The following is a 15,073-nucleotide window of genomic DNA, read 5'->3' as shown; positions in this document are numbered from 1 at the left end:
GTGGTAGCAGGAGAGTGGCGTGCTTAGAAGAATGGGGATAAAAGGCCGCGTACTGTTGCTGACCTTATTACCGACCAGCCTGATGGCGTTGCTGTTGGGCGGCTATTTCACCTGGATGCAGCTCTCGGAGTTGCAAACCCAGATGCTGCAACGCGGCGAAATGATCGCCGAGCAATTGGCGCCGTTGGTGGCACCTGCCCTCGGTCATAAGAACACCGACCTGCTGGAGCGCATCGCGACCCAGTCCCTGGAGCAGCCGGATGTGCGCGCGGTGTCGTTCCTGGCGCCAGACCGCTCTTCCCTGGCCCACGCCGGCCCGACCATGCTCAACCAGCCGCCCACCGGCAACAGTTCGCACCTGTTGCAGCGCACCGGCAACGACGCCACCCGCTATTTACTGCCGGTGTTTGGCCGCCATCGCAACCTGGCGGGCGAGCTGATTCCGGATGAGGCCGACCGCCTGCTGGGTTGGGTCGAAGTGGAGCTGTCTCACAATGGCATGTTGCTGCGTGGCTATCGCAGCCTGTTCGCCAGCCTGCTGTTGATCGCCATCGGCCTGATGTGCACCGCCGCCCTCGCCCTGCGTATCAGCCGCACCATCAATTCGCCGATTGGCCAGATCAAGCAAGCGGTGGCCCAACTCAAGGACGGCAACCTGGAGACACGCTTGCCACCCTTGGGCAGCCAGGAGTTGGACCAGCTCGCCTCGGGCATCAACCGCATGGCCGAAACCCTGCAAAATGCCCAGGAAGAGCTGCAACACAGCATCGACCAGGCCACCGAAGACGTGCGCCAGAACCTGGAAACCATCGAGATCCAGAACATCGAGCTCGACCTGGCGCGCAAGGAAGCCCTGGAGGCCAGCCGTATCAAGTCGGAGTTCCTGGCCAACATGAGCCATGAAATCCGCACGCCGCTCAACGGCATCCTCGGTTTTACTCACCTATTGCAAAAAAGCGAGCTGTCGCCGCGCCAGTTGGACTACCTGGGCACTATCGAAAAATCTGCGGATAACCTGCTGGGCATCATCAACGAAATCCTCGATTTCTCGAAGATTGAAGCCGGCAAACTGGTGCTCGACAGCGTGCCTTTCAACCTGCGCGACTTGCTGCAAGACACCTTGACCATCCTCGCCCCCGCCGCCCATGCCAAGCAGCTCGAACTGGTGAGCCTGGTGTACCGCGACACGCCGCTGGCGTTGGTGGGCGACCCGCTGCGGCTCAAGCAGATTCTGACCAACCTGATCAGCAATGCGATCAAGTTCACCCGCGAAGGCACCATTGTGGCCCGAGCGATGATTGAAGATGAACAAGAAGACAGCGTGCAATTGCGCATCAGCGTGCAAGACACCGGCATCGGCCTGTCCAACCAGGATGTGCGCGCCCTGTTCCAGGCATTCAGCCAGGCCGACAACTCGCTGTCGCGCCAGCCCGGCGGCACCGGTTTGGGCCTGGTGATTTCCAAGCGGTTGATCGAGCAGATGGGCGGCGAAATCGGCGTCGACAGCACGCCGGGTGAAGGCTCCGAATTCTGGATCAGCCTGAACCTGCCCAAAACCCGTGACGACGTCGAGGACCTACCCGCCGCGCCGCTGCTGGGGCGGCGTGTGGCCGTGCTGGAAAACCACGAACTGGCGCGCCAGGCCCTGCAACATCAGTTGGAAGACTGCGGCCTGGAAGTCACGCCCTTCAACACCCTGGAAAGCCTGACCAATGGCATCACCAGTGCGCACCAGACCGAACAGGCCATCAGCCTGGCGGTGCTGGGTGTCACGGCCAATGACATTCCGCCCGAGCGCCTCAACCAACACCTGTGGGACCTTGAACACCTGGGCTGCAAGGTGCTGGTGCTGTGCCCGACCACCGAGCAGATGCTGTTCAACCAATCGGTGCCCAACCCCAACAGCCAATTGCAGGCCAAGCCCGCTTGTACGCGCAAGCTGCGCCGCTCGCTGGCCGATCTGATCAGCCCGCGCCCTTCGCGCAGCGAACCCGGTGAGCCGTTGTCCAGCCGTGCGCCACGGGTGCTGTGCGTGGACGACAACCCGGCCAACCTGCTGCTGGTGCAAACCCTGTTGGAAGACATGGGTGCCAAGGTGCAGGCGGTGGAAAGCGGTTACGCGGCGGTCGACGCCGTGAAGCAAGAAACTTTCGATTTGGTGCTGATGGACGTGCAAATGCCCGGCATGGATGGCCGCCAGAGCACCGAGGCGATCCGCCAGTGGGAAAGCGAACGCCACGGCACGCCGCTGCCGGTGGTAGCCCTCACGGCCCATGCCATGGCCAACGAAAAACGCGCCCTGCTGCAAAGCGGCATGGACGACTACTTGACCAAGCCCATCAGCGAGCGGCAATTGGCCCAGGTGGTCTTGAAATGGACCGGCCTGGCGCTGCGTAACCAAGGCCCGGAGCGCACCCATGAGGGTGCAGCCCAGGGCGTGCAGCTCTTGGTACTCGACCACGAAGAAGGCCTGCGCCTGGCCGCCAACAAGGCCGACCTGGCCGCCGATATGCTCGCCATGCTGCTGGCCTCCCTGGAGGCTGATCGCCTGGCGATTACCGTCGCCCGCGAAGCCAATGACAACCACGCCTTGATCGAACGCGTGCACCGCCTGCACGGCGCCACGCGCTATTGTGGCGTGCCGCAATTGCGGGCGGCCTGCCAGCGCGCCGAAACCCTGCTCAAGCAGGATGACGCCAAGGCCATGGCTGCGCTGGATGAACTGGACATGGCGATTGCACGGTTGGCCAGTGAAGCCAGAGTGAGTGCCTGACCGTCCGACTGTAGGAGCGAGCTTGCTCGCGAAAAACCAGAGAACACCGCGTTAAACCAGAATGAACGCGTTATCGTTGACGTTTTTCGCGAGCAAGCTCGCTCCTACAAGTACGCATCTATTCTGTCATTGCAGGGAGCCTTTTCAATGCGCGTCATTCTCTTCAGCAGCCAAACCTACGACCGCGAGAGTTTCCTCGGCGAACCGCTGCCGGCCAGTATCGAACTGCAGTTCCAACCGGCACGCCTGAACCTCGATACCGTGGCCCTGGCCGAACACCACGAAGTGGTCTGCGCCTTTATCAACGACGACCTCAGCGCCCCCGTGCTGGAGCAACTGGCCAAGGGCGGCACACGCCTGATTGCCCTGCGCTCGGCGGGCTACAACCATGTCGACTTGCCCGCCGCCCAGCGCCTGGGCCTGAGTATCGTGCGCGTGCCCGCCTATTCGCCCCACGCGGTGGCCGAACACGCGGTCGCGCTGATTCTGGCGCTCAACCGCCGTCTGCACCGTGCCTACAACCGCACCCGCGACGGTGATTTCAGCCTGCACGGGCTCACCGGTTTCGATCTGGTCGGCAAAACGGTCGGCGTGGTCGGCACCGGGCAGATCGGCGCGACCTTCGCCAAGATCATGGCCGGCTTCGGCTGCCAACTGCTGGCCTACGACCCCTTCCCCAACCCACAGGTGCATGAACTTGGCGCCCGCTACGTAAGCCTGCCTGAACTGTTGGCCGAGGCGCAGATCATCAGCCTGCACTGCCCGCTGACCGCCGACAGCAAACACCTGATCAATGCCCGCTCACTGGCGCAGATGCAGCCCGGTGCGATGCTGATCAACACCGGGCGCGGTGGCCTGGTCGATACGCCGGCACTGATCGAAGCGCTCAAGCTGGGCCAGTTGGGCTACCTGGGGCTGGACGTCTACGAAGAAGAAGCTCAATTGTTTTTCGAGGACCGCTCGGACCTGCCCCTGCAAGATGACGTGCTCGCCCGCCTGCTGACCTTCCCCAACGTGATCATCACCGCGCACCAGGCCTTCCTCACCCGTGAGGCCCTGGCGGCGATTGCCGGCACCACATTGGCCAACATTGCCGCGTGGGCCGATGGCCGGGCGCAGAACCTGGTCGAGGGATGATCAGCGGTCACATACCAGGCTCATGATAGGCCGGCACCCGTGATAGGATGCCGCGCCTATTTGGAGGATCCATGGCCGAACACGATTTCCGCTTCAGCTTGCTGAGCCCGCAACACACCCTGATCGAATGCCGCGCCCTGGTGCCGGGCCGTTACCAGGTCACCGGCAACGGTGGTTCGATCAAACATGGCGACGTCCTGATCGTCAGCCTGCGCGGCAGTAAAACCCTGTCGATGCGACTGACCGTCGAAGGTGACGCACGCTACTCCATCCGCCCAGCGGGCCAGTGGGTCGCCATGGCCCAAGGGCCGAAGTTCGGCGAACTGGAGATTCACACCTGGAAGGTCAATTGCGACAGCTGCGACGCCGTGCTGGAGTTTGAATTCGCGGTAGAAACCAAGCTGACCAAGGCACCGCTGCAACCGGCCGCCAACGCGCGTATCAAAGAACTGGGCTGGGCCAGCGAAGGCGATAAGCACCGCTGCCCGAAATGCCAGCAGGCCGCGCAATGAAAGGCCCGCTGCTGCTCGCCGCCATCGGCATGGGCCTGGCAGGCTGCGCTGCCGATGGCGCCAAGCTCGAGCGCGACCACAGCTACGTAGTGGAATGGATCGGTGAGCGGCCGTTGATGGACTACGCGCACCTCACCGTCACCCTGGGCGCCGATGGCCGCGCCTATGGCAATGGCGGCTGTAACCACTGGTTTGCGCCGTACACGGTCGAAGGCGACAAGCTCAGCTTCGGCCCAGTCGGCAGCACCCGAAAAATGTGCGCCGAGGCCCTGATGGAGCAAGAACATCGCTTCTTCCAGGCCCTGCAAGGCGTGCAGCGTTGGGACATCTCGCCGATCGAGCAGACGCGGTTCTGGCCGGCCGAAGGCAAGCCGATCCGCTTGTGGCTCGAAGAAGGCTGATCTAGGCGCACTCTCCTGTATTAACGCGGTGTCCTCTGGTTCTGTGGGAGCTGGCTTGCCTGCGATGCGGACGACGCGGTGTATCAGGTACACCGCAGCGATGCCATCGCAGGCAAGCCAGCCCCCACAGTTTTATCCTTTCAGCGCCTTGAGCTTGGCCAACACCCCTTCCGCTGTCTGCTCACCCATCAACTGCTCACGCACCTTGCCCTTGTCGTCGATGATGTAGGTCACCGGCAAGGCCTCGCTGCGCGGAATCTCGAAGATCCCGTCCGGGTTCTGGGCCAGCACCGTGAACTTGATCCCCAGCTTGTCGCTGGCGGCCTTCAGTTCTTCACCCTGCACATTGTCGAAGTTGACGCCGAACACCCCGACATTCTGGCCTTTCAACTGTTCTGCCAGGGCATTGAGCTCAGGGATTTCCGTGCGGCACGGGCCACACCATTCGGCCCAGTAGTTGACCACCAGCCACTGTTTGTCCAAGCGTTCGGCCGCCACTTTCTGGCCATATTGGTCAACGCCGTAATCGTTACCGCAGCCGCTGAGCAGCAGGGTTGTGATGATCGCCAATGCACCGATCAGTCGCCTTGTCATGGGGTATTCCTTCGCAAAAATGAACGTTGGCTGCGGCCTATCGCCTCTTACGGTTTAAGGACAGGCGCCAGCGCAGGTAGAATACCCGCCACCTTACGCAAGATGCGACCCGCACATGACCGATCTGACGCTTTATCACAACCCGCGCTGCTCGAAATCGCGCGGTGCGCTGGAACTGCTGGAAGCCCGCGGCCTTACCCCGACCGTGGTGCGCTACCTGGAAACCCCGCTGAATGCCGCGCAAATCAAGGCCCTGCTGAAAAAACTTGGCATCAGCGCACGCCAACTGCTGCGCACCGGTGAGGACGAATACAAAACCCTGAACCTGGCCGACGCCAGCTTGAGCGAAGCGCAACTGATCGCCGCTATCGCCGCCCATCCCAAGCTGATGGAACGCCCGATCCTGGAAACCGCCGATAAAGCCATCATCGGCCGCCCGCCCGAGAACGTGCTGGAGATTCTGCCGTGAGTACGCCCTATGTGCTGGTGTTGTATTACAGCCGCAACGGCTCGGTGAGCGAGATGGCCCGGCAGATTGCCCGGGGTATCGAGCAAGGCGGAATGGAGGCGCGGTTACGCACGGTGCCGGCGATTTCCACCGAGTGCGAAGCGGTGGCACCAAGCATTCCCGACGAAGGCGCGCTGTATGCCAGCCTGGATGACCTGAAGCACTGCTCGGGCCTGGCCCTGGGCAGCCCGACCCGGTTCGGCAACATGGCCGCGCCGCTCAAGTACTTCCTCGATGGCACCAGCAACCTGTGGCTTACCGGCGCGTTGGTCGGCAAGCCAGCCGGCGTGTTCACCTCCACCGCCAGCCTGCATGGCGGCCAGGAAACCACGCTGATGTCGATGCTGCTGCCGCTGCTGCACCACGGCATGCTGATCACCGGCCTGCCCTACAGCGAACAGGCCCTGCTCGACACCCAGGGCGGCGGCACGCCGTATGGCGCCAGCCACCATTCCGGGCCAGACGGCAAGCGCATGCTCGACCAACATGAAATAACCCTGTGCCGGGCCCTGGGCCTGCGCCTGGCCAAGACCGCCACGCTGCTGGAGAACGGCCGTGGCCAGGAAGCCTAAGGTCCTGCCGCCACGGGAGTGGCTGGAGCCGCGGGTCAAGGTGGCACGCGCGCTGAGCCTGCTGGCGTTTTTGGGCCTGGTGGGCTTGCTGTGTGGCTATTACCTGTTTGTCGCCGACCTGCATGGGGCGCGCCCGTGGGTCATCCTGCTGATCGAACTGGTGCCGCTGCTGATACTCGCGCCAGGCATGCTGATGGGCAGCGCACGCGGGCATTCGTGGATGTGTTTTGTGGTGAACCTGTATTTCATCAAGGGCGCGCTGGCCGCGTATGACCCGAACCGCCAGTGGTTTGGGGTGCTGGAAATGCTCGCTAGCCTGGCGGTGTTTTGCACGGCGTTGCTGTATGTGCGTTGGCGGCATCAGTTGAACCGGCGACTGGCCGATTGACTGATCGTTCCCACGCTCCGCGTGGGAATGCTGCCCAGGACGCTCTGCGTCCCGGGCCTAGTGCAAGGGTGACGCGGAGCGTCACAGGATGCATTCCCACGCGGAGCGTGGGAACGATCAGTATCAATGGTTGACGGTGTAGGCCAACATCATCGACAGCTGACACATCGGCCGCCCACTCTCGGCGTGCCACTGGTTGAAGGCACCCTGCACCGTCGCCAAATCGCGCAGGCTGGTCGGGGCCTTGTCGACGATCTTCTGCGCATTCAGCGCCGCCACCACGTCATCGCTTGGCACAAAGGTGTCCTTGCCGACCATGCGCAAAAAGCGCGGCGCCGACAGCCCGCCCAACTGGTGGCCATGCTTGCTCAGGTACTTCCACAGCCCGACAATATCAGTCACCGGCCAATCGGCGATAAATGCGCCGAAGCTGCCTTTTTCCTGCTCGATATCCAGGATCATCTGCGCATTGCGCGGCACACTCTTGAGCTTGCCCAGGTGGCGGATGATGCGGGTGTCCTGCATCAGCCGTTCCAGGTGCTCGGCGCCCATCAGCACGACTTTTTCCGGGTCGAAGCCGAAGAATACCTGCTCGAACGCCGGCCATTTGGCATCGACCACGCTGTGCTTCAAACCGGCGCGGAACACTCGCAGCGCCAAGGTCGACAGGTAACGGTCATCCGTGATCTTGCGCAATTGCGCCGGGGTCTTGGGCACCGGCAGATGGGCTTCCAGCTTGGCCGCCGAACCGAAGCGGTTCAGACAATATTCGTGCAGCCACTTGTAATCGCGCATGCCCTCTCCTGTCAGTCGAATTGAAAACGGCGCTCGCAAGCGCCGTGTACTAGAGCCTTGGGAAGGCTCAGAGGTTCACTACATTGACGAAACGCGATGCGGCGGTCTCGTCGATTTTCAGGCTGGTGAAGTCGAACAGGTTGCGGTCGGCCAATTGTGACGGGATCACGTTTTGCAGGCTGCGGAAGATACTTTCGGTACGCCCTGGGGTCTTGCGCTCCCAGTCCACCAGCATGTCCTTGACCACCTGGCGCTGCAGGTTTTCCTGGGAGCCGCACAGATTGCACGGAATGATCGGGAATTGCTTGAAGTCGGAGTAAGCCTGGATGTCCTTCTCGTTGCAATACGCCAGCGGGCGGATCACCACATTGCGCCCGTCATCGGCACGCAGCTTGGGCGGCATGGCCTTGAGCGAGCCGTTGAAGAACATATTGAGGAAGAAGGTCTCGACGATGTCATCGCGGTGATGACCCAGGGCCATCTTGGTCGCGCCGATCTCATCGGCAAAGGTGTAGAGCGTGCCACGGCGCAGGCGCGAGCACAGTGAGCAGGTGGTCTTGCCTTCCGGGATCAGTTCCTTGACCACCGAGTAGGTGTCTTTCTCGACGATGTGGTACTCGACGCCCAGTTCTTTCAGGTAGGCCGGCAGCACATGCTCGGGGAAACCGGGTTGCTTCTGGTCCATGTTGACCGCCACGATCTCGAACTTGATCGGTGCGACCTTTTGCAGGTGCAGCAACACGTCGAGCATGGTGTAGCTGTCTTTGCCGCCGGAGAGGCAGACCATGACCTTGTCGCCGTCCTCGATCATGTTGAAATCGGCGACTGCTTCACCGGCCAGGCGACGCAGGCGTTTTTGCAGTTTGTTCTGGTTGACTGTAAGAGTGCCCATGGCGCTTGGATCCGCAAAGGTGTGTGACGAAAAGCGCAGCATTTTACCGGCAAGACTGGCGCAGTTCCAATGTGGAAGCTGGCTTGCCTGCGATAGCGGTGTGCCAGTCAACACCTGCGGTCCTGACAGGCCGCCATCGCAGGCAAGCCAGCTCCCACACTGGGTCGCATGAGCCCTGACAGACCGCACCGCGATTAGCGCCCGTGTTTACAGCGCAATTTGCTCTAAAGGCCCTACGGTTATTCCGGTCATCCCTTCCTATACTGCGACTTGAGGTCGCACATCTATCCAGACCTTTCAGGCCATTTGGCCCGTGGGCGCTCCGATGGGGGGCGATGGTAATAACGACAGGAGTGACTGGCATGATCCATCACGTCGTGGGGCTGTTTACCCATCCCGACCAGGAATGGCGGGAAATCCGTGGCGATAAAGAAGAAAGCATCGGCCACATGTACCTCACTCATACCCTGATTCTCGCGGCGATCCCCGCCATTTCCGCCTTTATTGGTACCACCCAGGTCGGCTGGGTCATCGGCAACCGCGCCCCGGTGATGCTGACCCAGGAAAGCGCGCTGTGGATGACCCTCATGTCTTACGCGGCCATGCTATGCGGCGTGGCCGTGATGGGCGCATTCATTCACTGGATGGCCCGCACCTACGACGCCAGCCCAAGCATGGCCCGCTGCGTGGCGTTTGCCACTTACACTGCCACACCGTTGTTTATCGGCGGGCTGGCGGCGCTCTACCCGCATATGTGGCTGGGCATGGTCGTGGGCACGGCGGCGATCTGCTACACGGTGTACCTGTTGTATGTAGGGCTGCCGACCTTCATGAGTATCGACCCGGATGAAGGCTTCCTGTTCTCCAGTTCGGTATTGGCCGTCGGCCTGGTGGTGCTAGTGGCGATCATGGCCTTTACCGTGATCGTCTGGGGCCTGGGCGTCGGGCCGATCTACACCAGTTGACCGAAAAAAACCGCAGGCAAGGCCACCGCAAGGTGGCTTTGTGCGTTATGCATGACCATTCGGCGCCTGACAGATTCGGAAACACCCAGCTTTGCGGCATACTGGGCGTCTCTGGAGATATGTACAGCATGCCCGAGCAACTCAATACCCGCGTCGAAGATTGTTTCCTGCAAGCCGAATCCTTTTTCAAACGAAGCTTCAAACGCCCCCAGGTCAGCCTCAAGCTGCGGGGCCAGAAAGCCGGTGTCGCGCATTTGCACGAGAACCTGCTGCGCTTCAACCCTCAGTTGTACCGTGAAAACAGCCAACACTTTCTCAAGCAAACCGTGGCCCACGAAGTGGCGCACCTGATTGCCCACCAGTTGTTTGGCGAGCGTATCCAGCCTCATGGCGAGGAATGGCAGTTGATCATGCGCGGGGTTTACGAACTGCCGCCCGACCGTTGCCATACCTACGAGGTCAAGCGCCGACAGGTGACTCGCTATATTTACCGCTGCCCGTGTGCGGACAGTGATTTTCCGTTTTCACCGCAGCGCCATGGGCTGGTGAATCAGGGGCGGCGGTATTTGTGTCGGCGGTGTCGGCAGACCTTGGTGTTCACCGGGGAAACTCGGGTGGAATGAGGGCCTCATCGCAGTTCAAGCCAGCTCCCACATTTGGATCTGTGAGCGCAATCCAAAATGTGGGAGCTGGCTTGCCTGCGAAAGCGCCCGCTCAGTCAACCTACAACCTTGGCCTGGCGCAATTCATCTATCCGCTGAGCACTGATCCCCAACTCCACCAACACCTCATCACTGTGCGCCCCCACCGCCACCCCAATATGCCTGGGCGCTGGTAAACCCTCGGAGAACTTCAGCGGGCAGGCCAATTGCGCTTGTGTCGAGCCATCCCCCCGGGGCACCTGGCTGACCAGCTCCCGCGCCTTCAACTGTGGATGCTCCACCGCCTCACTCAAACTCAACACCGGCTCCACACACGCATCCACCCCGGCAAACAACTCACACAACTGGTCAAAACTGCGCTTCTCGAACTCCACCTGCAACGCCTGTTTGAGCACGGCCTGGCGTTCGGGCGTCACGCTGTGTGCCGCCAGTTCCGGCCGCCCCAATGCCTCGCACAGCTGCTGCATAAACCCCGGCTCCAGACTGCCCACCGACATCCAGCGCCCATCGCGTGTGCGGTAGTAGTCGTAGAAACTCCCGCCATTGAGCACATGGTTCTCCCACCCAGGCTCGACCCCGCAAGCCAGGTAACCGGCCCCAGCCATGGCGTTCAGGCTGAACGAGCAATCGGTCATGCTCACATCCAGGTATTGCCCCACCCCGCTTTGCTGCCTGGCAATCACCGCCGCCAGCAAGCCCACCACGGCATGCAGCGAACCGCCCGCCACATCCGCCAGTTGTACGCCCAGCGGTAATGGGCCGGTGTCCTGGCGCCCGGTATGGCTGGCCACGCCGGCCAACGCCAGGTAGTTGATATCGTGCCCGGCGCGGTCCTTATAGGGGCCGGTCTGACCGTAGCCGGTGATCGACACGTAGATCAGCCGCGGGTTGATCGCCTTCAGCGCCTCATAGCCCAGGCCCAGACGCTCCATGACGCCGGGGCGGAACTGTTCGAGCAAGATGTCATAGCCCTTGACCAACTCACGCACAATCTCCAGCGCCTCGGCCTGCTTGAGGTCCAGGGCCAGGCTGCGTTTGTTGCGGTTGAGGTAGGCGTGGCTGGCCGAGGTGCCACGATCATGGGGCGGCAATACACGCAACAGGTCCATCCGCGTGGGCGATTCGATGCGCAGCACCTCGGCGCCCATGTCCGCCAGCATCAAGGAGGCAAATGGGCCGGGCAGCAAGGTGGAAAAATCCAACACTTTAAGGGACGCCAAGGGACCTGACATAGAGACTCCAGTTGGGTTGCGAATACCCACAGACTAGGCAGCCGGGCGCCTGCCGGCAATCGTCAGAACGATCAACCACAGTGACCGTTTTGATCACGGCGGGCTTTTTCGCGGCGGCGGCTTTATCATTGGCCGACGTTTGTTGGCAGAGTCTTCCATGAAGTTCGCGATTGCACTGTATAGCGCCGCCCACGCGCCCTCTTCGCGCCGCGCCCTGTTGTTCGCCCAGGCAGCGCTGGCCGGCGGGCACGAGATTGTGCGGCTGTTTTTCTACCAGGACGGCGTGTACAGCGCGTCCAACAACATTGTCGCGCCCCAGGATGAGCAAGACATTGCGCGCCAATGGCGCGAGTTTGTCAGCCAGCACCAACTCGACGGCGTGGTGTGCATCGCCGCCGCCCTGCGCCGGGGTGTGCTGAATGCCGAGGAAGCTGCGCGCTATCAACGCAGCGCAGTCAACCTGGAAGCCCCCTGGGCGTTGTCGGGCCTGGGGCAATTGCATGACGCGATCCAGGACGCCGACCGCCTGATCTGTTTTGGAGGGCCGTGACATGTCCAAATCCTTATTGGTGATCAGCCGCCAGGCCCCGTGGTCCGGGCCGAGTGCGCGGGAAGCGCTGGATATCGTGCTGGCCGGTGGCGCTTTCGATCTGCCCATTGGCCTGCTGTTTCTGGATGACGGTGTGTTCCAACTGGCGCCGAACCAAGCTGCCAAATCCGTGCAACAGAAAGACCTGAGTGCCAATCTGCAGGCCCTGGGTCTGTTCGGCATTGACGACGTGTTCGCCTGCGACCACAGCCTGTCCGCACGCGGGCTGCCGCCGCCCGCCAATGCGCAGGCGCTCGACAGCCAAGCTATTTCCCAGTTGATTGACCTTTACGACCAGGTGATTACCCTCTGATGTCGACTCTACATGTGGTGTCTCATTCCCCGTTTACTGACAGCCGCCTCGACAGCTGCCTGCGCCTCTGTGGCGCCGAAGACGCAATCCTCTTGTGTGGTGACGGAGCCTACGGCCTGCACACGCCCGCCCTGCAAACCAGAGGCGTAAAGGTGTTTGTGCTGGCCGAAGACATGCAGGCGCGTAACCTGCCGCTGCCCGACTGGGCTGACAGCGTCGATTACCCAGGCTTCGTGCAGCTGTCGATCGACTACGACAAGGTCAACACCTGGCTATGAACACCCTGACCGTAGGCGCACGCACCCTGGAACTGGATAAGGACGGCTACCTCGTCGACCTCAACGACTGGTCCGATGAAGTGGCGCATGCCCTGGCCACCGCCGAAGCCATCGAGCTGACCCCGGATCACCGGGAAATCCTCGACCTGCTGCGCCAGTTCTACGCCGAATTCCAGTTGTCTCCCGCCACGCGCCCGCTGATCAAGTACACCGCCTTGAAGCTTGGCCCGGAAAAGGGCAACAGCCTGCACCTCAACAGATTGTTCAACGGCACTCCCGCCAAACTCGCCGCCAAGCTGGCGGGCCTGCCCAGGCCGACGAATTGCTTATGACCGACTTTGCCCCCCTGACTCTCGTAACGCCCCAAGAGCATCCCTTTGCACAATTCGTGCGCATCCTCGGCAAAGGCAAGCGTGGCGCGCGCAACCTCACCCGCGAGGAAGCGCGGGAAGCCATGGGCATGCTGCTCGATGAAAAGGTCGAGGACACCCAGCTCGGCGCCTTCCTGATGCTGCTGCGCCACAAGGAAGAAAGCCCGGAAGAACTCGCCGGTTTCACCGAAGCGGTCCGTGAGCGCCTGCACGCGCCAGCGTTGAACGTCGATATCGACTGGCCGACCTACGCCGGTAAAAAGCGCCACCTGCCGTGGTTCCTGCTGGCAGCCAAATGCCTGGCACAGAACGGCGTGCGCATCCTGATGCACGGCGGCGGCGCCCACACCGCGGGGCGCTTGTACACCGAACAATTGCTGGACAGCTTGAACATCCCGCTGTGCCGCGATTGGCAACAGGTCGAGAGCGCCTTTGCCCACGGCAACCTGGCGTTTATCCCGCTGGGTGATTGGGCGCCACAGTTGCAACGCATGATCGACCTGCGTAACACCCTGGGCCTGCGTTCGCCTATCCATTCCTTGGCGCGCCTGCTCAACCCACTGAATGCCCGCTGTGGCCTGCAAAGCATTTTCCACCCCGGTTACCAGGGCGTGCATCGTGATGCCAGCGGCCTGCTGGGTGACAACGTGATTGTGGTCAAGGGCGACGGCGGTGAGATCGAGATCAACCCCGACACCCTGAGTCACTTGTACGGCACCACTGGCGGCCAGAGCTGGGACGAAGAGTGGCCCGCCCTCTCCGACCAGCGCCACGTCAAGCCGGCAACGCTTGAGCCCGAGCACCTCAAAGCGCTGTGGCGCGGCGACGCTGAAGACAGCTACCCACAACTGGCGTTGATCGCCACCATGGCGTTGGCCCTGCGCGGCCTTGGCCACCCACGGCAACAGGCGTTCGAATTGGCCCAGCAGTACTGGGACGCGCGGGATAAATCGATTTAATCGATCATTCACGCCGGTTCTTTGCGCTTTTAGTTCGAACTCATCTCTTTAGACTGGGCTCCAACGCTTATCAGCCAAGGAGCCAGTCATGGGTTTATTGATCGAAGGACAATGGAAAGACCAGTGGTACGAAAGTAGCGCAGACGGCGCTTTCCAACGGGAACAGGCGCAACGCCGCAACTGGGTGACCGCCGATGGCGCGCCAGGCCCGAGCGGCGAAGGCGGCTTCAAGGCCGAGGCCGGTCGCTATCACCTCTATGTGTCTCTCGCCTGCCCGTGGGCGCACCGCACCTTGATCCTGCGCAAGCTCAAGGGCCTGGAAAGCCTGATCGACGTCTCGGTGGTCAGTTGGCTGATGCTGGAAAACGGCTGGACCTTCGACCAGGCCCACGGCTCCAGCGGCGACAAACTGGACGATTTCAACTTCATGCACCAACGCTACACCGCCGATACCGCCGACTACACCGGGCGCGTCACCGTGCCGGTGCTGTGGGACAAAAAGCTCAAGCGCATCGTCAGCAATGAATCGGCGGAGATCATCCGCATGTTTAACAGTGCGTTCAATGAGCTGACCGGCAATACCCTGGATTTCTACCCCCAAGCCCTACGCCCGACCATCGACGCCCTCAACGAACGCATCTACCCCGCCGTCAACAACGGCGTGTACCGCGCAGGCTTCGCCACCTCACAACAGGCGTATGAAAGCGCGTTTGATGATGTGTTTGCCGAATTGGATCATCTGGAACAGCACCTGGGCAGCCATCGTTATTTGGCCGGCGAGTACCTGACCGAAGCCGATGTGCGGCTGTTCACCACGCTGATTCGTTTTGATGCGGTGTATTACAGCCACTTCAAATGCAACCTGCGGCGGATTGCCGACTATGCGAATTTGTCGAACTGGCTAAGGGAGATGTATCAGTGGCCAGGGGTGGCCGAGACGGTGGATTTCGAGCATATCAAGGGGCATTACTATGCCAGCCATCGCACGATCAACCCGACGGGGATTGTGCCGAAGGGGCCGTTGCAGGGGTTTGATACCGAGCATGATCGCCATGCATTGCACGGCAAAGGTGTATGGAGCTGACATAAACCGCCTGTAGGAGCGAGCTTGCTCGCGAAGAACGCCAACGAT

At 61.6% G+C, this 15,073-nt stretch carries 19 protein-coding genes; 15 read left to right on the top strand and 4 right to left on the bottom strand.

What is annotated here, in order from left to right; genetic code table 11:
* Nucleotides 1-19 precede the first annotated feature (19 nt).
* The 4 genes from QK296_RS12225 (at nt 20) to QK296_RS12210 (ending at nt 4,823) form a co-directional block, all read left to right on the top strand.
* The gene (locus QK296_RS12225) at nt 20-2,773 is read left to right on the top strand and encodes a response regulator (protein WP_003192050.1); all 2,754 of its coding nucleotides are present in this window, start codon (nt 20-22) and stop codon (nt 2,771-2,773) included.
* A 147-nt stretch (nt 2,774-2,920) separates the two neighbouring features.
* The gene (locus tag QK296_RS12220) at nt 2,921-3,910 is read left to right on the top strand and encodes a 2-hydroxyacid dehydrogenase (RefSeq protein ID WP_003192052.1); all 990 of its coding nucleotides are present in this window, start codon (nt 2,921-2,923) and stop codon (nt 3,908-3,910) included.
* 71 nt (nt 3,911-3,981) lie between these two features.
* Entirely contained in the window at nt 3,982-4,422 is a 441-nt protein-coding gene (locus QK296_RS12215; protein WP_003192054.1) for a hypothetical protein, read from the top strand.
* Complete coding sequence (locus QK296_RS12210) at nt 4,419-4,823, top strand: META domain-containing protein (protein WP_014718883.1); 405 nt, start codon at nt 4,419-4,421, stop codon at nt 4,821-4,823. The genes QK296_RS12215 and QK296_RS12210 overlap by 4 nt, the downstream gene beginning before the upstream one ends.
* Nucleotides 4,824-4,955: 132 nt before the next feature.
* Here QK296_RS12210 and QK296_RS12205 read toward each other — a convergent pair whose 3' ends face one another.
* Nucleotides 4,956-5,417 carry a TlpA disulfide reductase family protein gene (locus tag QK296_RS12205; RefSeq protein ID WP_003192057.1) on the bottom strand — a complete coding sequence of 154 codons (462 nt, stop codon included), beginning with the start codon at nt 5,415-5,417 and terminating at the stop codon, nt 4,956-4,958.
* Nucleotides 5,418-5,532: 115 nt separating this feature from the next.
* Here QK296_RS12205 and arsC point away from each other — a divergent pair, with 115 nt between their 5' ends.
* The 3 genes from arsC to QK296_RS12190 are packed head-to-tail and all read left to right on the top strand — an operon-like array spanning nt 5,533 to nt 6,885.
* A complete protein-coding gene (gene arsC / locus QK296_RS12200) occupies nt 5,533-5,886 on the top strand; it encodes an arsenate reductase (glutaredoxin) (RefSeq protein ID WP_003192059.1) in 354 nt (117 codons plus the stop codon).
* Nucleotides 5,883-6,497, top strand: a complete 615-nt coding sequence (gene wrbA, locus QK296_RS12195) for an NAD(P)H:quinone oxidoreductase (protein WP_003192060.1) — start codon at nt 5,883-5,885, stop codon at nt 6,495-6,497. Before arsC ends, wrbA begins: the two co-directional genes overlap by 4 nt.
* A complete protein-coding gene (locus QK296_RS12190) occupies nt 6,481-6,885 on the top strand; it encodes a DUF2069 domain-containing protein (RefSeq protein WP_003192061.1) in 405 nt (134 codons plus the stop codon). Before wrbA ends, QK296_RS12190 begins: the two co-directional genes overlap by 17 nt.
* 123 nt (nt 6,886-7,008) lie before the next feature.
* Here QK296_RS12190 and QK296_RS12185 read toward each other — a convergent pair whose 3' ends face one another.
* Together QK296_RS12185 and ttcA are read right to left on the bottom strand one after the other, a co-directional pair.
* Nucleotides 7,009-7,680: a DNA-3-methyladenine glycosylase I gene (locus QK296_RS12185; protein WP_034127867.1), complete on the bottom strand. Its 672-nt coding sequence runs from the start codon at nt 7,678-7,680 to the stop codon at nt 7,009-7,011.
* A 67-nt stretch (nt 7,681-7,747) separates the two neighbouring features.
* Nucleotides 7,748-8,572 carry a tRNA 2-thiocytidine(32) synthetase TtcA gene (ttcA, locus tag QK296_RS12180; protein WP_003192064.1) on the bottom strand — a complete coding sequence of 275 codons (825 nt, stop codon included), beginning with the start codon at nt 8,570-8,572 and terminating at the stop codon, nt 7,748-7,750.
* 362 nt (nt 8,573-8,934) lie between these two features.
* On the opposite strand from ttcA, the gene QK296_RS12175 reads away from it, so the two are divergent.
* Nucleotides 8,935-9,537, top strand: coding sequence for a Yip1 family protein (locus QK296_RS12175; protein WP_003192065.1), 603 nt, complete (start codon nt 8,935-8,937; stop codon nt 9,535-9,537).
* A 128-nt stretch (nt 9,538-9,665) separates the two neighbouring features.
* The gene (locus QK296_RS12170; protein ID WP_003192067.1) at nt 9,666-10,160 is read left to right on the top strand and encodes a SprT family zinc-dependent metalloprotease; all 495 of its coding nucleotides are present in this window, start codon (nt 9,666-9,668) and stop codon (nt 10,158-10,160) included.
* Nucleotides 10,161-10,255: 95 nt separating this feature from the next.
* On the opposite strand, the gene QK296_RS12165 is transcribed toward QK296_RS12170, so the two are convergent.
* The gene (locus tag QK296_RS12165; protein ID WP_003192068.1) at nt 10,256-11,431 is read right to left on the bottom strand and encodes a CaiB/BaiF CoA-transferase family protein; all 1,176 of its coding nucleotides are present in this window, start codon (nt 11,429-11,431) and stop codon (nt 10,256-10,258) included.
* A 157-nt stretch (nt 11,432-11,588) separates the two neighbouring features.
* Between QK296_RS12165 and tusD the strand changes: the two genes are divergently transcribed.
* The 6 genes from tusD (at nt 11,589) to QK296_RS12135 (ending at nt 15,025) form a co-directional block, all read left to right on the top strand.
* Complete coding sequence (gene tusD / locus QK296_RS12160; protein WP_003192069.1) at nt 11,589-11,981, top strand: sulfurtransferase complex subunit TusD; 393 nt, start codon at nt 11,589-11,591, stop codon at nt 11,979-11,981.
* A 1-nt stretch (nt 11,982) separates the two neighbouring features.
* Complete coding sequence (gene tusC, locus QK296_RS12155; protein WP_137204379.1) at nt 11,983-12,333, top strand: sulfurtransferase complex subunit TusC; 351 nt, start codon at nt 11,983-11,985, stop codon at nt 12,331-12,333.
* Nucleotides 12,333-12,611 (top strand): sulfurtransferase complex subunit TusB, encoded by a 279-nt coding sequence (tusB, locus tag QK296_RS12150; protein WP_003192071.1) that lies wholly within the window; start codon nt 12,333-12,335, stop codon nt 12,609-12,611. The genes tusC and tusB overlap by 1 nt, the downstream gene beginning before the upstream one ends.
* On the top strand, nt 12,608-12,943 hold the full coding sequence (locus tag QK296_RS12145) for a TusE/DsrC/DsvC family sulfur relay protein (protein WP_003192072.1): 336 nt from the start codon (nt 12,608-12,610) through the stop codon (nt 12,941-12,943). The genes tusB and QK296_RS12145 overlap by 4 nt, the downstream gene beginning before the upstream one ends.
* Complete coding sequence (locus QK296_RS12140) at nt 12,940-13,941, top strand: glycosyl transferase family protein (protein ID WP_003192074.1); 1,002 nt, start codon at nt 12,940-12,942, stop codon at nt 13,939-13,941. The genes QK296_RS12145 and QK296_RS12140 overlap by 4 nt, the downstream gene beginning before the upstream one ends.
* 88 nt (nt 13,942-14,029) lie before the next feature.
* A complete protein-coding gene (locus tag QK296_RS12135; RefSeq protein WP_034134537.1) occupies nt 14,030-15,025 on the top strand; it encodes a glutathione S-transferase family protein in 996 nt (331 codons plus the stop codon).
* Nucleotides 15,026-15,073 lie beyond the last annotated feature (48 nt).

It is taken from the genome of Pseudomonas sp. AL10 (assembly GCF_029960685.1).
In the GTDB taxonomy this organism is placed as follows: domain Bacteria; phylum Pseudomonadota; class Gammaproteobacteria; order Pseudomonadales; family Pseudomonadaceae; genus Aquipseudomonas; species Aquipseudomonas lactis.
This window is presented reverse-complemented; position numbering and strand designations above follow the sequence as displayed.

Coding starts and splice junctions, on each gene's coding strand:
- ttcA (WP_003192064.1), bottom strand. CDS start 8,572: ATGGGCACTCTTACAGTCAACCAGAACAAACTGCAAAAACGCCTGCGT.
- QK296_RS12205 (WP_003192057.1), bottom strand. CDS start 5,417: ATGACAAGGCGACTGATCGGTGCATTGGCGATCATCACAACCCTGCTG.
- QK296_RS12170 (WP_003192067.1), top strand. CDS start 9,666: ATGCCCGAGCAACTCAATACCCGCGTCGAAGATTGTTTCCTGCAAGCC.
- QK296_RS12145 (WP_003192072.1), top strand. CDS start 12,608: ATGAACACCCTGACCGTAGGCGCACGCACCCTGGAACTGGATAAGGAC.
- QK296_RS12165 (WP_003192068.1), bottom strand. CDS start 11,431: ATGTCAGGTCCCTTGGCGTCCCTTAAAGTGTTGGATTTTTCCACCTTG.
- QK296_RS12185 (WP_034127867.1), bottom strand. CDS start 7,680: ATGCGCGATTACAAGTGGCTGCACGAATATTGTCTGAACCGCTTCGGT.
- tusD (WP_003192069.1), top strand. CDS start 11,589: ATGAAGTTCGCGATTGCACTGTATAGCGCCGCCCACGCGCCCTCTTCG.
- QK296_RS12140 (WP_003192074.1), top strand. CDS start 12,940: ATGACCGACTTTGCCCCCCTGACTCTCGTAACGCCCCAAGAGCATCCC.
- QK296_RS12210 (WP_014718883.1), top strand. CDS start 4,419: ATGAAAGGCCCGCTGCTGCTCGCCGCCATCGGCATGGGCCTGGCAGGC.
- QK296_RS12175 (WP_003192065.1), top strand. CDS start 8,935: ATGATCCATCACGTCGTGGGGCTGTTTACCCATCCCGACCAGGAATGG.
- QK296_RS12135 (WP_034134537.1), top strand. CDS start 14,030: ATGGGTTTATTGATCGAAGGACAATGGAAAGACCAGTGGTACGAAAGT.
- QK296_RS12215 (WP_003192054.1), top strand. CDS start 3,982: ATGGCCGAACACGATTTCCGCTTCAGCTTGCTGAGCCCGCAACACACC.
- QK296_RS12220 (WP_003192052.1), top strand. CDS start 2,921: ATGCGCGTCATTCTCTTCAGCAGCCAAACCTACGACCGCGAGAGTTTC.
- tusB (WP_003192071.1), top strand. CDS start 12,333: ATGTCGACTCTACATGTGGTGTCTCATTCCCCGTTTACTGACAGCCGC.
- tusC (WP_137204379.1), top strand. CDS start 11,983: ATGTCCAAATCCTTATTGGTGATCAGCCGCCAGGCCCCGTGGTCCGGG.
- arsC (WP_003192059.1), top strand. CDS start 5,533: ATGACCGATCTGACGCTTTATCACAACCCGCGCTGCTCGAAATCGCGC.